Source organism: Magnetospirillum aberrantis SpK, assembly GCF_011022235.1.
Classification (GTDB): domain Bacteria; phylum Pseudomonadota; class Alphaproteobacteria; order Rhodospirillales; family Magnetospirillaceae; genus Magnetospirillum; species Magnetospirillum aberrantis.
Map to the genome: position 1 here is coordinate 13,435 of NZ_JAAIYP010000037.1, position 14,469 is coordinate 27,903.

General features: G+C 64.9%; 13 protein-coding genes. 4 read left to right on the forward strand and 9 right to left on the reverse strand.

Annotated features, from left to right (window positions below):
* Window positions 1–7: 7 nt before the first annotated feature.
* From G4223_RS09920 to G4223_RS09935, 4 genes are all read right to left on the reverse strand, one after another.
* On the reverse strand, window positions 8–805 hold the full coding sequence (locus tag G4223_RS09920; RefSeq protein WP_163678666.1) for a CbbQ/NirQ/NorQ/GpvN family protein: 798 nt from the start codon (window positions 803–805) through the stop codon (window positions 8–10).
* 68 nt (window positions 806–873) lie between these two features.
* Window positions 874–2,217 carry a cbb3-type cytochrome c oxidase subunit I gene (locus tag G4223_RS09925; protein WP_163678669.1) on the reverse strand — a complete coding sequence of 448 codons (1,344 nt, stop codon included), beginning with the start codon at window positions 2,215–2,217 and terminating at the stop codon, window positions 874–876.
* 16 nt (window positions 2,218–2,233) lie between these two features.
* Entirely contained in the window at window positions 2,234–2,683 is a 450-nt protein-coding gene (locus G4223_RS09930) for a c-type cytochrome (RefSeq protein ID WP_163678672.1), read from the reverse strand.
* Window positions 2,684–2,886: 203 nt separating this feature from the next.
* A complete protein-coding gene (locus G4223_RS09935) occupies window positions 2,887–3,291 on the reverse strand; it encodes a bacteriohemerythrin (protein WP_163678676.1) in 405 nt (134 codons plus the stop codon).
* A gap of 283 nt (window positions 3,292–3,574) precedes the next feature.
* Between G4223_RS09935 and G4223_RS09940 the strand changes: the two genes are divergently transcribed.
* Window positions 3,575–4,156: a hypothetical protein gene (locus G4223_RS09940; RefSeq protein ID WP_163678678.1), complete on the forward strand. Its 582-nt coding sequence runs from the start codon at window positions 3,575–3,577 to the stop codon at window positions 4,154–4,156.
* Window positions 4,157–4,170: 14 nt separating this feature from the next.
* Here G4223_RS09940 and G4223_RS09945 read toward each other — a convergent pair whose 3' ends face one another.
* Complete coding sequence (locus G4223_RS09945) at window positions 4,171–4,989, reverse strand: RMD1 family protein (RefSeq protein WP_163678681.1); 819 nt, start codon at window positions 4,987–4,989, stop codon at window positions 4,171–4,173.
* Between the two features lie 112 nt (window positions 4,990–5,101).
* Here G4223_RS09945 and G4223_RS09950 point away from each other — a divergent pair, with 112 nt between their 5' ends.
* Window positions 5,102–7,105 carry a sensor histidine kinase gene (locus G4223_RS09950; RefSeq protein ID WP_163678684.1) on the forward strand — a complete coding sequence of 668 codons (2,004 nt, stop codon included), beginning with the start codon at window positions 5,102–5,104 and terminating at the stop codon, window positions 7,103–7,105.
* Here G4223_RS09950 and G4223_RS09955 read toward each other — a convergent pair.
* Entirely contained in the window at window positions 7,074–8,042 is a 969-nt protein-coding gene (locus G4223_RS09955) for an alpha/beta hydrolase (RefSeq protein WP_163678687.1), read from the reverse strand. The genes G4223_RS09950 and G4223_RS09955 overlap by 32 nt on opposite strands.
* A gap of 430 nt (window positions 8,043–8,472) precedes the next feature.
* On the opposite strand from G4223_RS09955, the gene G4223_RS09960 reads away from it, so the two are divergent.
* Together G4223_RS09960 and G4223_RS09965 are read left to right on the forward strand one after the other, a co-directional pair.
* Window positions 8,473–11,367: a hypothetical protein gene (locus G4223_RS09960; protein ID WP_163678689.1), complete on the forward strand. Its 2,895-nt coding sequence runs from the start codon at window positions 8,473–8,475 to the stop codon at window positions 11,365–11,367.
* A gap of 148 nt (window positions 11,368–11,515) precedes the next feature.
* Window positions 11,516–12,079 (forward strand): GNAT family N-acetyltransferase, encoded by a 564-nt coding sequence (locus G4223_RS09965; protein WP_163678692.1) that lies wholly within the window; start codon window positions 11,516–11,518, stop codon window positions 12,077–12,079.
* A gap of 9 nt (window positions 12,080–12,088) precedes the next feature.
* Here the strand turns inward: G4223_RS09965 and G4223_RS09970 are convergent, their stop codons facing one another.
* The 3 genes from G4223_RS09970 to G4223_RS09980 all read right to left on the reverse strand — a co-directional run bounded on the left by G4223_RS09970 (window position 12,089) and on the right by G4223_RS09980 (window position 14,467).
* The gene (locus tag G4223_RS09970) at window positions 12,089–12,331 is read right to left on the reverse strand and encodes a hypothetical protein (protein WP_163678694.1); all 243 of its coding nucleotides are present in this window, start codon (window positions 12,329–12,331) and stop codon (window positions 12,089–12,091) included.
* A gap of 103 nt (window positions 12,332–12,434) precedes the next feature.
* The gene (locus G4223_RS09975) at window positions 12,435–13,820 is read right to left on the reverse strand and encodes a cryptochrome/photolyase family protein (RefSeq protein WP_163678698.1); all 1,386 of its coding nucleotides are present in this window, start codon (window positions 13,818–13,820) and stop codon (window positions 12,435–12,437) included.
* The gene (locus G4223_RS09980; protein WP_163678700.1) at window positions 13,817–14,467 is read right to left on the reverse strand and encodes a metallophosphoesterase family protein; all 651 of its coding nucleotides are present in this window, start codon (window positions 14,465–14,467) and stop codon (window positions 13,817–13,819) included. Before G4223_RS09980 ends, G4223_RS09975 begins: the two co-directional genes overlap by 4 nt.
* Window positions 14,468–14,469: the final 2 nt, after the last annotated feature.

Below are 14,469 nucleotides of genomic sequence, written 5' to 3' on the forward strand. Positions count from 1 at the left end.
GGCCGGCCTACCCGAAGACCGCCAGGACCACTTCGTCCAGGCCTTTCTTCACGTCGGCATCGTCGGTCAGGGGTTCGATCATCGCCGCCTGCACCGCCTCGCGCAGGTTCATGCCGGCCTGGACCAGGGTGGCGCAATAGACCAGCAGACGGGTGGAGACGCCTTCCTCGAGGTCATGCCCCTTGAGCGAACGCAGCCGCCCGGCCAGCATCACCAGGGAATGGGCGCGTCCTTCGTCCAGGCCGGTTTCGGCCACCACCACCTTCCGCTCGACCTCGGCCGGCGGGAAGTCGAACTCGATGGCGACGAAGCGTTGGCGGGTGGACGGCTTCAATTGTTTGAGAACGTTCTGGTAGCCGGGGTTGTAGGACACCACCAGCATGAAGTCGTCGGGCGCCTGTAACAGCTCGCCGGTGCGGTCCAGCGGCAACAGGCGGCGGTCGTCGGTGAGGGGGTGCAACACCACGGTGACGTCCTTCCTGGCCTCGACCACCTCGTCCAGATAGGCGATGCCGCCCTGGCGGACGGCGGCGGTCAACGGCCCGTCGGTCCACACCGTGTCGCCGCCCTTGAGCAGGTAACGGCCGGTCAGGTCGGCCGCCGTCAGGTCGTCATGGCAGGAAACGGTGTAAAGCGGGCGCCCGACGCGGGCCGCCATGTGGGCGACGAAGCGGGTCTTTCCGCAGCCGGTGGGACCTTTCAGCAACAGCGGCAGCCGATGGGCGAAGGCCAGTTCGAACAGCCGGCATTCGTTGCCGACCGGCAGATAGAAGGGAATCTCGGGGATTGGGGCGGGAGGAGACATGAAAGGCGCGCTCCGAAGGAAAAAAGGGGCGGCCGCAGGGGAACGCGGCCGCCCCGTCGGGACAGCAACTACTCGGCCGGCTGATAGCCGGTGCGGGCGGCGGCGGTGGCCTTGCCCGGCACCACCAGCGACCACACGATGATCAGAACGCCGATCAGCGTGACCACGCCGGCTCCCAGACGCATCCAGTAGAACAGGCCCAACTGGTCCTGAACTTCCATGAAGTTCATGCCCAGCACCCGTTGCAGGTGGGTCTGCACCACGCCGGCGAAGGTCAGCGCGAAGGTCATGAACGACACCGCCGACGAGGTGACCCAGAAGCCCCACATGTTGAGGGTCTGGTTGTACGGCTCACGCTTCAGCAACAGCGGCATGGCATAGGTGAACATGGCGATGTTGAGCATGACGTAGGCGCCGTAGAAGGCCAGATGGCCATGCGCCGCGGTGACCTGGGTGCCGTGGGTGTAATAGTTGATGGGGGCGAGGGTGTGCAGGAACCCCCACACGCCGGCGCCGAAGAACGCGAACACCGCGCAGCCCAGGCACCACAGCAGGGCGGCCTTGTTCGGGTGCTGGCGGCCGCCCTTCCACACCATGTAGAAGGTGAACACCACCATGGCGAAGAACGGCAGCACCTCGAGGGTCGAGAACACCGAACCGATCCATTGCCAATAGCCCGGCGTGCCGATCCAGTAATAATGGTGGCCGGTGCCCAGGATGCCGGTGAACAGGGTCATCGAGATGATGACGTACAGCCACTTCTCGACCACCTCGCGGTCGACGCCGGTCAGCTTGATCATCAGGAAGGCCAGAACCGAGGCCATCACCAGTTCCCACACGCCTTCGACCCACAGATGGACGACCCACCACCAGAACATCTTGTCCAGCACCAGATTGTCGGGGTTGTAGAGCGAGAACAGGAAGAAGACGGCGATGCCCCAAAGGCCCAGCAGCAAGACGTTGGTGATGGCGGTCTTGCGGCCCTTCAGCACCGTCATGGTGACGTTGTAGAGGAACATCAGCGCGACGACGACGATCGCCAGCTTGATCCACAGCGGCTGTTCCAGGAACTCGCGGCCCTCGTGGATCTTGAACAGGTAGCCGACCACAGCGGCGGCGGCGCCGAACAGGAACAGCCAGAATTGCAGGATCGCCAGCTTCGGACTGTGCAGTTCGGTCTCGGCCTCTTCCGGGATCAGGTAATAGGCGCAGCCGAAAAAGCCCATCAACAACCACACGATCAGCGCGTTGGTGTGGATCATGCGGCCGATGTTGAACGGCAGCAGGTCGGACAGGAAGTTGGGCATGACGACGATGGTGCCCAGGATGGTGCCGAACAGCACCTGGGCGACGAACAGGGCGAGCGCGCCGGCAAAGTAGTACAGCGCGACCTTTTGCGATTGGTATTTCATGGTTGTGCCTTCCCTGTTAGCCGCTGACCTTGGGCGGCCAATTCTGGGTGTCGACCTCGCTGGTCCACTTCAGGAAGTCGGCCAGGTTGTCGATCTCCTGATCGGAGAGGTTGAATTGCGGCATCTGGCGGCGGCCTTCGATGCCCGAGGGTTGGCCCTGGATCCAGGCCTTGAGGGCGTCACGCGCCCCTGCGGCGTCCTCGCGGCCGCCATAGCGCACCCAGACGTTGCCCAGTTCGGGGGCGAAATAAGCGCCCTCGCCCATCAGGGTGTGGCAATCGATGCATGCGTGCTTTTCCCACACATGCTTGCCCGCCGCCACCGAAGGCGTCACGGGGTTGGCGGCGGCGATCGCGTTGGCCTTGGTCACGCTATGCGCGGTCAAGGCGACGAACACCACGAAGAAGAACGCCGTGCCGCCATAGAAAATGTTCCTGGCCGCGGCTTTCGTCAGTGTCTCGGACATGGTCGCTCCTCGGATGAGGGATGAACTCCACCTGCCGCGGTTTTCCCCCCGCCGGCGGCTGAATTCCGTTGATTTCGTGGGGATATTCCCCACCTCCGAGGTCAACTTAGGCGGCGGCGCCAGTAACCAGCTTTAACATTGGTCAAGCCCCGACAAACCCAGGGGGCTTGCGGTCAGGCGCGCTTCGCGGACGGAAGGGAAGTTCAGGGGCCGGGGGACAGAACCCGGCGGGTGACCGTCCAATTGGCCAACAGGCGGTCGAAGCCGCGATGGTGGCGGGCCAGCCAGCGGTTGACCGCTTCCCGCACCACCTGACGGTCGCGGTCGGCGCACAATCCGGCCTCGGTCATGGCGGCCAGTTGGTTCAAGAGGGCTTGGTGCTCGGCCTGATGGTCGGCGTGCAAGGGATAGGCTGCGTCGGCCATCAAAGTGTCCTGGCGGATGAAGCCTCGCTGGACATAGGCGCGGATGGCGGCGATGCGGCTGCAATTGGAGTGGTCACAGACGCCGTTACACCGGCGGCATTCCACCAGGGGATCGAAGATTCGCGCCATCAGGAAGCACAAGCCCTCGATATCCGCGTCGATCTCTCGTACGCCGGTCGACATTTCTGTCGGTTCCAGCACGGCCATTGGATGTCCCCAAAACACCAGATGAGCCGGTCCAGACGGAAGGTTGGACCTTTCGTTTCTGAGCCGGTCCGCAAAATCAATGAATCGTGGGCGCACTGTACGCTCGGTGACCGGGGGCGGCAACCTCGGAATGTGCGCAAAGTGTCATATTTCATTACGGTTGTGGCCGGGGGTGTCAAAGGGGTTGATTTCCCCGTCGGCTGTGGCATTCTCGTGGGCAAATGATAATCATTCGCAATTAAGTTTGGCGGAGGCGGTCATGGGGTTCATCGGAAATCTGTGGGGGACGTCCCTGTCCCAGCGCGAAATGGGAACCCGTGATTTCATCTGGCTGGCGGTCCTGGGGACGGCGGCACGGGGACCGGCCGGGATCGAGGATTTCTGCCACGCCATCGACGTCATCACCATCGGGCAATGGTTGCCGGTGGGCGAACTGGTCTGCGCCAGCGTGGACGAGATGTTGCGCGGCGGTCATCTCGAGCTGATGGGGGCGGGCGACAATCGTCTGGTGCCGACGGAACGGGGGCGCGAGACGCTGGCATTGCTGCTCGGCCAGCCCATCGCCCGGCCAACCTCCGTGCTTGGGCAGGTGGGGCTGCGCCTCAAGCTGGCGTTCCTGGATCTTCTTGAAGGGCTTGAGCGGCGTGCCGTCCTGGACGGGCTGATCGGCCAATACGACCAGGAACTGTCCCGCCGTCAGCAGGGCGAGGAATTCTGCCCCGTGCGTGGCAGCTTTGGCGAATTGTGGCGTGGCCACGATCTGGAGCGGGTTCGCCGTGACGTCGCCTTGCTGCGCAGCATGGCCGGGATGGCGGCGGAAAACCCGGCGTTCCGCCACTGACCCTCACATCCCGTTCAGTTGAACAGCTTCTCGTACAGGCTGAGCACGATCTCGAACACGATCAGCGCGACGATGTACCATTCCACCCTGAGCGAGCGCGTGGCGTGAACCAGATCGAGCAGGGTTTCGGCGGTGTTGCTGATCACCTCGAGCTTGTTGTCCAGGGCGCGGGACCTTTCGCGGATTTCGTATTCCCGCTCCAGGCGTCCGAACAGCCCTTCCAGTTCCGGGGTGTACCAAAGCACTTCGGGCTTCTCCAGCACTTCGGCGCGACCGACCATGCGGTGTTGGGTCAACAGCACGTCGCCGATCTGGCTCAGCAACTCGCGCACCTTGAAGTTGCGGCTGCCGTTGCGCTTGAGTTGGGCGGCCAAGGGTTCGACCCGGTCGAACACGCCGGCGGCCTTGACCTCGAAATAATCCAGCATGACGTCCTTGGCCAGGACGTCGGCGACGATCTGCATACGCTCCGGTGACAGTTCCGACAGCACGATGTTGCCGTCGGGATCGACGTGTTCGGCGCTGCCGGGAACAATGTCCACATGGGCCTGATCGCGGCCCGGCTCGGGCAAGGGGTCGGTGACCAGCCGGTTCAGGTCCGAAAGGCAATGGGCTTCCTCTTCGGCGGTGACGTCGAACAACACCACCGCGCCATAACGGAACAGCACCGCATAGCCGCTGCGGCCCATGCGCACGGTCAGGGGGGTGGTGGCCAGGGCCTGTTTTTGTTCGAAGCCGCGGATATCCAGCCGTTCTCCCAACAGGAAGGCGCGGACGATGACAGTGCGGCGCTCGCCCTGGGGGGCGGCCGGAGACGGGATATGATCGTTCATGGCTGGGGATGGTCGCGCGAAGGCGGGGCCGAATCAAGTGAACCCTGTGAGTCAGAGGTTTTGCTTGATGGCGTTCAGGGGGCCGCATATGCTTTTTGTCTAGGGTGCAGACATGGCAGGGGGAGCGGTGTCCGAAACGGGGCCACGTCTGGAATCCAGCGTTCTGTTGCGCGTCGCCGCGCTTTACAAGCACGCGGTGGAATTGGTTTTCGTGCTGGCTCCGTTGGCGCTGGTCCTGTATCTCCGCGCCTTTCAATCGTCGGATCTAGAGTTTCACGACCACCTGTTTCATGAAGTCGCCATCGGCGTCTCGATCATCCTGTCCTTGTTCGCCGCCTGGGTGGCTTTTCGTTGTTTCCGTGCCAGCGGCGAACCGTCGTTGCGTTATGTCACCCTGGCCTTCGCCTCCTTCGCCCTGGTGTATGCTCCACACGGCGTTCTGACCCGGATGGACGACCACAACATGTGGTTTTTCCTGCTGTACGGGCCGGCTTCGCGCGTGGTGATGACGGCGTTTCTGCTGGAGGCGCTGCTGCGTCACGGCGACATGGCCGAACCACCGGCCGCCAGAACCGATCCGGCAAGTTGGAGCGGCTGGCTGATGGCTGTGGTGGTGGTCGATGTGGTCGTGGCGGTTCTGGCCAATCTGCCGGTGGCCGGCGACCCCCGCATCCGTCTGACCCTCGAGGGGTTGTCGATCCTGTTCGCACTGGGAGGCGTCGCGGTTATCATCGGCCGGCGTCTGCGCTCCGGTCTCATGCAGGGATACCGCATGGCGTTGTTGGCTTTTGCCACGTCGTCCTTCGCGTTTTTGCTGTCGGCGCCATGGACCCATTTGTGGTGGTTGGCGCACGCCATCTTCGCCGGCGGCTTTTTCGTTCTCAGCCACGGCATGGTTCGCGCCTTGCTGACCACCCGTTCGATCGCCGGCATTCATTCCGAGGAAGAGATAGTGGTACGCCTCGCCACCGCCGAGGCGACGGCCAACGCTTCCAAGGCAGCCGCCATCCGGTTGCGGAACCTGCTCGACAGCAGTCCCATCGGCGTGCTGGTGACGGCTCCCGACGGGACCATCCTGTTTTGCAATCGCCGGCACGCGGAAATCCTGGGGGTGCCGTCCGAAGAGGTGTTGGGACGGGACGCCAATTCCTTCCATGCCGATCCCGCTTTGCGGGGGCGCTATGTCGGCGAGGCGCTGGCGAGCGGTCAGATGGTCATCGGGGAAATCGAATGCATCCCGGCGGCGGGCGAGCGACGCTGGTACATGGTCACCTGGACGCCGTTGGAGTTCGAGGGCCGTCAGGCGCTGGTGGCGTGGGGGGTGGATGTCACCGACCGCCGCCGGGCCGACGAGGCATTGTTGCAGGCCAAGCATGCGGCCGACATCGCCAACCGAGCCAAGAGCGAGTTCCTGGCCGCCATCAGCCATGAATTGCGCACGCCCCTGAACGCCATCAACGGTTTCGCGGAAAGCATGCGAGAGGAACTGTTCGGTCCCCTGGACAACGAACGTTATCGCGAATACAGCGGCTACATCCTTGATGCCGGCCGCCATCTGACCGCGTTGATCAACGACGTGCTTGACGTGGCGCGGGTGGAAAGTGGCCGTGTCGCCTTGCGTGATGAACGGGTGGTGGTGGCGGATCTGGTGCGTTCGGCCCAGGTGCTGGTGAGCGAGCGGGCGCGGGACAGCCAGTTGCGGATCGAAACGGAATTGATGCCGAACCTGCCGGACTTGCGCGGCGACGCGCCTCGGCTCAAGCAGGTGTTGCTCAACCTGCTGTCCAACGCGGTCAAGTTCACGCCGTCCGGTGGGCGGATCGGCGTGCGCACCCGGATGTCGGCGGCCGGAGAGGTGGAAATCCTGGTGGAGGACACAGGCATCGGCATGTCCGCCGAGGAGCAGGAAAGGGTTCTCGTGGCCTTCGCCCAGGTCGACAGCCGCCTGGAGCGGTGTTACCAGGGCTTGGGACTGGGCTTGTCGCTGGCCCGCAGCCTGATGGAACTGCATGGCGGCAGGTTGTCCATCGACAGCGCGCCGGGACTTGGAACGCGGGTCTTGTTGACCTTTCCCCCTGACCGCTCTATGCCGCCGAACGCTGCGGTCGGCGGCTGAACGCCCGCCCCAAAGCGTCCGCGGCTTCGGCGATGGCCGCCGCTGCCGGTGCCAGATGGGCGCTCATCTGGACAAAGGAATGGGGGACGCCCTCGTAAACCGACAAGCGAACCTCGGTGCCGGCGGTTTCTAGCTTGGCCGCCAGCCGCAGGCTGTCGTCCAGCAAGCAATCCAGACCGGCACCGATCACCACTTGCGGCGGCAATCCATCCAGGTCGGCCAGCAACGGCGCCGCCGCAGGGTTGTCGCGTTGGGCGCGGTCGGCCAGATATTGCGACCAGAACCAATCCATGCGCTCGGTGGTCAGGCCAAAGCCGCCGCCGCCGAATGCCCGATGCGATGGACTGTCGAGTTCGGCCGAGAACATTCCATAGAACAAGATGCCCAGAAGCGGGGCAGGCTTTCCCTGGTCACGTAGCGCCAGCATGGAGGTCAGCGCCAGGTTGGCCCCGGCCGAATCGCCGCCCAAGGCCAGCCGTGTGCCGTCCAGGCCGAACGAAACGGCGTCCGTGCGTGTCCAGGCGACGGCCGCCAGCGCCTCTTCGATCTGGCCGGGAAAGCGCAGTTCCGGCGCCAGTGAGTAACCGACGCCGACCACCGCCGCCCCCGAGCGCAAAGCCATCAGGCGCATGAGCCGTTCATGGGTATCGACGCCGTTCAGCACGAAGCCGCCGCCGTGGAAATAAAGCAGGACCGGCAGGTCCGAACGGCGGCGGTCGGGATAGAAGATCCGCAGCCTGATCGCGTTGCCGCGAGGAGCCCGCACCGATGTTTCGGCGACGCCACCGATCTCCGGCATGGGGGTGTTCCACAGCATCTGGTAGTCCCAGGCCCGGCGCCGTGCCTCGGCCAAGGGCTGGCGCAAGGGGTCGGCTGGCGCCAGGCCGGAATGGGCGGCGATCCGTGCGATGGTGTCGAGATGGGGGTGGTCGGCCATGACGCTTCTCCATGCGGTTGGTCGGAAGGCTAAACAACACTCATTTGTGCGTCAATGATAAAATGATATTCCACTAGATTGATGGATTATAAGGTTGGCGGCGGAACCGTGCCGTATGCAAAGGCTTCGCCTGCAAATATTTGCATTTTGGCGACGGCAAAGGCATCCTCTCGCGGGATGCATAGTCCAACCCTAGCCAAAATAGGGGCGGACCAGACTTTCAAGGGTTATCGCCCCATGTCTTCTGTTACCCGGTGACAGGAGGATGGGGACGACTCGTCAGGCTTGGATATCCGTGGTGCGACACGAATCCTTGTGCTGACGACACAGATGGACCGGCATTTGCGAAGCGGGGGCCGCCTTCGTTGATGTCTCCTTCAGGGCGGCCCGGAAATTCATGCGCAGAACAGGCGCGATGAAGGGGCGGCACATGGGTGAGACGACGATCGAGCGTGACGAAGCCGAGGGACAGGGAAGCGACGCCCTTGACGACGCGACGTCCAGCCAGAAGGCCGCTCCGCCGGTTCCGCCGCGTCTGAGGGCCGAACCCCTGGCCTATGTTCCCGCCAAGCCCAAGCGAGGTTTCGAACGGCTCCTGCATTTGGGGACGCTGACGGTGACCGTGTTGTGGGTCGCCGCCTGCGCCGTCTATGTGGACAACAACATCGGCTGGGACAACCTTCAGGTGTTGCAACCGCAGGAACTGGGCGGCTTGGCCGGGGCGGGGCTGTTGCCGCCGGCTTTCCTGTGGCTGGTTCTGGCATGGCTTGACCGCGGCCGGGTGATGCGCCAGGTGGCCGAGCGTCTGACCGCCGATCTGGCGCGTCTGACCTATCCCTCCGAGGATGCCGAGGACCGGGTGCGCCAAGTGTCCGACGCGCTCAGGTCCCAGACCCGCGAATTGTCCGAGGCGTCGGGGCTGGCGCTGGCCGAGGCCGAGGCGGTACGCAAGGTCCTGGCCGGTCAGGTCGAAGCCATGGGCGGTCTGGTCGGGCGTATCGGCGGCGAAGCGCGTAGCGTGCTCGACGCCTTGCGCGGCGAGGTCGACCGGCTGACCCAGGCCACCGACACCGCCACCTTGCGGGCGCGTGAGGTCGAGCACATGCTGCGCCTCCAGACCCAGGAAATGGCCTCCGTCACCGAGATTTCGGCCTTGAAGGTCCGAGAATTCGGCGAAGCTATGCATGCCCAGGCCACGCAGATCGAGGAGACCTCGACCCGTGCCGCCGAACGTGCCGAGATGCTGTCGGGCCGCGTGCGTCAGGATGCCGAGGAACTGGACCGGGTGTCGGCCCTGGCCGTCCAGCGGGCCGAACAGGTCGGCGAATTGTTCGCCGGCCAGTCCGCCCGCCTGCAACAGACCGCCGACGCGGTCACCGACCGCGCCGAACGTGCCGCCGGAACCCTTGGCGACCGCGTCGATGCTCTGGACACGCTGTTCGCCCGGCAGAACGCCAACCTCGACAGTTCCGCCGAGCGTCTGGCCGAACATACCGCTCGTATCGCTTCGTCGTTGCAGACCCAGGCCATCAGCCTGGACCAGACCACCGACCGTGTGCTGTCGCGTATCAAGATCGTCGAAGAGGCGTTGTCGGTGCAGACGCGCGAGCTGTCCTCGGCCTCGGATCAGGCCATGGGCCGCTTCCGCGAAATGGAGGAGGTGCTGGGGCGTCACGCCGACCATCTCAGCGCTACCGCCGACGAAGCCAGCGCCCAACTGGGGCAGGTGGGCGAGGTGTTCACTTCCCGCAAGGACGAGATGGACGCCGCCGTCGAGCGTGCGCTGGCCCGCGTGCGCGAGGTGGGCGAGGCGTTCCAGGGGCAGACCCGCGCCCTTTCCGCGTCGTCGGACCAGATGCAGGCCCGTGCCCGCGAGGTTTCGGAAACGCTGCGCCTTTATATCGAGGATTTGGGCAAGGGCTCGGAAAAGGCTGCCGGTCAGGCCGAAGCCATCCGCCAGAGCCTGCGCAAGCAGGCCGACGAACTGGCCGACGCCGCCAACGTGGTTTCGACCCAGTCGCGTCTGTCGGAAGCCTCGCTGAACCAGCAGTCGCGCCACCTGATGTCCTCGGCCGATCAGGTCATGGCCAAGGTCAAGACCATTGCCGACACCTTGCGCCAGAACACCAACGACCTGATCTCGGTGTCGTCGCGTGTCGGCGTCGAGATCGAGGCGGTCGGCGAGGGGTTGCGCCAACGCACCAGCGAGGTCAGCGTCGCTTCGACCCGCGCCATCGCCGAGACCGGCAACGTCTCCGAATTGCTGGAACGTGTGGCCGGCGGCGTCGCCGTCGCGTCCCAGGAAGCGACCGGACGGGTCAAGGACGTGGTCGAGGTGCTGCGGCGTCAGACCGAGCAGGTGGTGGCCTCGGCCGACCAAACCCAGGCCAGCGTCGGCGCGGTGGGCGAGAAGCTGGGCGGACAGGCGTCCGCCCTGGCCCGTGTCGCCGACGATTCGTCCGAGGTGCTGAAGGCCTTCGGCCAAGCCATCGCCAAGCATGCCGCCGAGGTGGGCGAGGCCGCGCAAAGGGTGTTCCACAATTCCCAGACCGCCGGCGACGCCTTGCGCCAGATCGGTCGCGATTTCGAGGAAACCTCGAACAAGACCGCGGCCCAGGTCACGGCGGCCGGCGACATGTTGCGCGCCGGCATCCGCGACCTCACGCAATCGTCGGAACGGATCACCGCTTCGGTCCGCAACGCGGGCGATTCCTTGCGTCGTCAGGCCCAGGATTTGGAGGAATCCACCGAACGGACCGGCGCCAAGCTGGAAAGCGCGTTCGAGATGATCCGCCAGAAATCCAACGATCTGGGCATCACCGGTGATCGTCTGGCGCAACAGGCGGAAAGCATGGCCGCCACCTTCTCGCGCCAATCGGCCGATCTGGTCAACGCCTCGAAACTGGCCGAGGTTCGGGCGCAGCAACTTGAGGAACGCCGCGCCAGCGCCTCGGTCGAGCATTTCCTGCAAAACGCCGCTTTCATCGTCGAAAAGCTTCAGTCGCTGTCGGTGGACATCGCCCGCATCTTCTCGACCAACATCGACGAAAAGGCGTGGAAGGAGTTCCATGCCGGCGATCAGAGCGTGTTTGTCCGCAAAATTCTGAAGAACCTGGACAAACACCAGATCGCCGCCATGAAGAACAAGTTCGAGGACGATGGCGAGTTCCGCGAATACGTCACCCGCTACCTGTCGGAATTCGAGGCGCTGCTCAATCAGGCCCGCCAGTCCGACTACGCCGACGTCCTGACCGGCACCTTCACGTCGTCCGAGGTCGGCAAGCTCTATCTGGTGCTGGCCCGTGCCTTGGGCCGACTGGAATAGGCGGCGGTTTTCCTCCGTGCAATTAACAGGGCGCCTTCGGGCGCCCTTTTCTAGCGCCAGGGTGGAATATTTCGCGAACGCACAAAATATGTTGCACTGCACAATGAGGTGTGGCTAGGATGGGTCATCGCAGAAACGGAGGCCCCACATGCTGATTCGCAAGCTGCATGGGCACGAGCGTCCGCTGTTTGCGGACCATCTTAAGCGTTTGTCCGCCGACGACCGGCAATTCCGCTTCGCCCGCGCCAACGTCAGCGACGAAGTGATCGACGCCTATGTGGCGTCCATCGCTTCCGACCATCTGGTGGTGGGATGCTTCATCGATGACCGATTGGTGGCGGGTGTGCACGTGGCTTTCGATCACGGCCTCGCCGAGGTCGGGGTGTCGGTGGACATGGACCATCGGGTCAAGGGAATCGGTGCCGAGCTGTTCCGTCGGGCCATCCATTGGGCGCGCAACCGGCGGGCGGAAAAGCTTTATACCCTGTGTCAGTCGGACAACCGGGCCATGGTGGCGCTGGCGCGCAAGCTGGACATGCAGGTTCACCGCGAAAGCGGCACGGCCGAGGCGTTCCTGGCCCTGACTCCCCCCGACCTGTTGAGTGTTTCCGACGAACTGTCCATGGGCATGAGCACCGTGTACAGCGAATGGGCCGACATGGTTCGAACCTGCCAGGACGCGCTGCTGCCGCCCCAGCGCGGCGAGCGCTGAAAACGGGGGTCAGCGAACCGTCTGGGCGGTGTCGCCGGTGGCCGACAATTGGATGGCGTCGGGTTGTGGGCCGGTGTCCCAGCGCCGCGCTTCCTCGCGCCAACGGGCCATGTCCTCGGAGCCTTGCAGAACGGCGAAACGGTCCTGGGATACCGGGCGCGGCGTCTCGTTCGACGGCCACAACCATACGCCGGCCGTCAGGATCAGGGCGAAGACGGCGGCGGCGGTGCCGGTCCAATCGCGATCATCCATGTTCGCCTCCTGGTTCGTGACGACGGTTCCACCTTACCTTGCCCCTCTAGATGGGGCCATTCGGCTTCGGTTGTAAGGGGCACCTTCCGAAGGGGGAGGGGCTTTACCGCCCTTTGATACGGTCATAGGCGGAAAGCGCGGCCTGACGCGCGGCGGCATGGTCCACCATGGGCGGTGGATATTTCAGTCCAGCCCGCAGCAATGGTGGCGCAGCCCACGGTTTGTGGACGTATTGGTCGGGCAGGCCGGCCAGTTCCGGCAGCCAGCGCCGCACGTAATGGCCGTCTGGGTCGAATTTCTCGCCCTGGGTGACCGGATTGAAGACCCGGAAATAGGGGGCGGCGTCGGCGCCGCAACCGGCGACCCATTGCCACGACGCGGCGTTGGCGGCGACGTTGGCGTCTATCAGCGTGTCCCAAAACCAGCGCTCGCCCCATTGCCAGGGCACCAATAGATCCTTGACCAGGAACGAGCCGACGATCATGCGCACGCGGTTGTGCATCCAGCCGGTGGCCCATAATTGCCGCATGCCGGCATCGACGATGGGATAACCGGTGCATCCCTGTTTCCAGGCGTTGAACGCCGTCCGGTTCTCGCTCCAGGGGAAGGCGGTGAAAGCGGGGTGGAGCGGTTGTTCCTGAAGCTTGGGGAACGCGGCGACCAGGGTGTGGCTGAACTCGCGCCACCCCAGTTCCTTGAGGAAACAGTCGGCGCCGGCCGACGGTGGCCGGGTTTGGACCGCATGCCAGATCTGGCGAGGCGATATCTCGCCGAACGCCAGATGCGGCGACAGGCACGAGGTGCCATTGCAATCGGGACGGTCGCGCCGTGTTTCATAAGTGGATAGGCCGGTATCAAGAAAATTGGTCAGCCGTTTGGCGGCGCCGGCTTCACCCGGTTGCCACGTCTCGGCCATGGTGCGCCACCATGGCTTGGCCGGCATCAGTTCCAGCGCGTCCAGGGGAAGGCTGTCCGGGACGGAAGGAGGAAGTTCGAAGCCCTGCGGCGCCGGCAGCGGCCGGGCCGGGGGCGGCGCGGCCAGGGCAGCGCGCCAGAAAGGGGTGAACACCTGGAACGCTCCGCCGGTCTTGGTCCGCACCGTTCCGGGTTCAAACAACAGATCGGCGGCGAAAGCGCGGCCTTGGCATCCCTGTTCCCCCAAACGCCGGAGCATTTCCGCTTCGCGCTCGGGTTCGCCCGGTTCCCAGCGGCGGTTCCAATGAACGGCCTGGGCACCGACCGTCGTCGCCAATCGGGGAATTTCCGTCAGGGCGTCGCCGCGCGCCAGCACCACCCGGCCGCCGCGTGCATTCACGTCGGCGGTCAGGGCGGCCAGGGATTGGTGCAGCCACCAACGAGACGCGGCTCCCGGCCGCCAAGGCCCGGTGCCGTCAAGGACGAAGGCCAGCACCACCGGGCCATGGGCCGCGGCCAGGGCGGGGTTGTCGGACAGGCGCAAATCCTGGCGCAGCCAGACCAGAACTGTCATGCGGGCTCCCGTATCGGTGGAGGTGGGGGCGGTTCCAGCCGGGCGCGCGGTCGGGTGACGATGCGATTGCCGGCCAGTACCAGCGCGTTGAACGGTCGGCGGAACATCTGGGCAAAGGCCGGTGCCAGCACGTTGACGCCGTCGCGCCGTCCTCCGAAAGCCGGGATCACCATGCGCCGGCCATCGAATACGAAACACGACCACAAGGCGCCGTCCAGCCCGGCCACCGGCCACGGGCTGGCCGATACCTCGCCCAATGCCGACGACCCGGACAAACCGGCGGCACGAAAGGTCAGTCCCGCCGTCTTGAGCTCGATGGCGGCGGAACCGGGCAATTCCGCCGCCAAGCCCTCTCCCAGCCAATGCCAGTCATGGTCCCGGCACAGCCGGGCGATTTCGTCGGCGTCGCGTTTGGCCAGGCCGTTGCGGGACAGCAAGTTCGGTAGGGCGTCGCCCAACCACACCACCTGTGCCGGGCGGCGCTGGCGTAACACCGCGGTCAGCCGTTTCAGGGCCTCGGCCGCCAGGGCCGGAGCCTGACGCGCCGTCGGGTCGCCGATGGGGTCGGACACCGCCACCAGCCGTTCCTTGGGACAGATCAATGCCCCGGACAGGTCGGGCAACAGATGAACGCCGTTCAACAGCATGG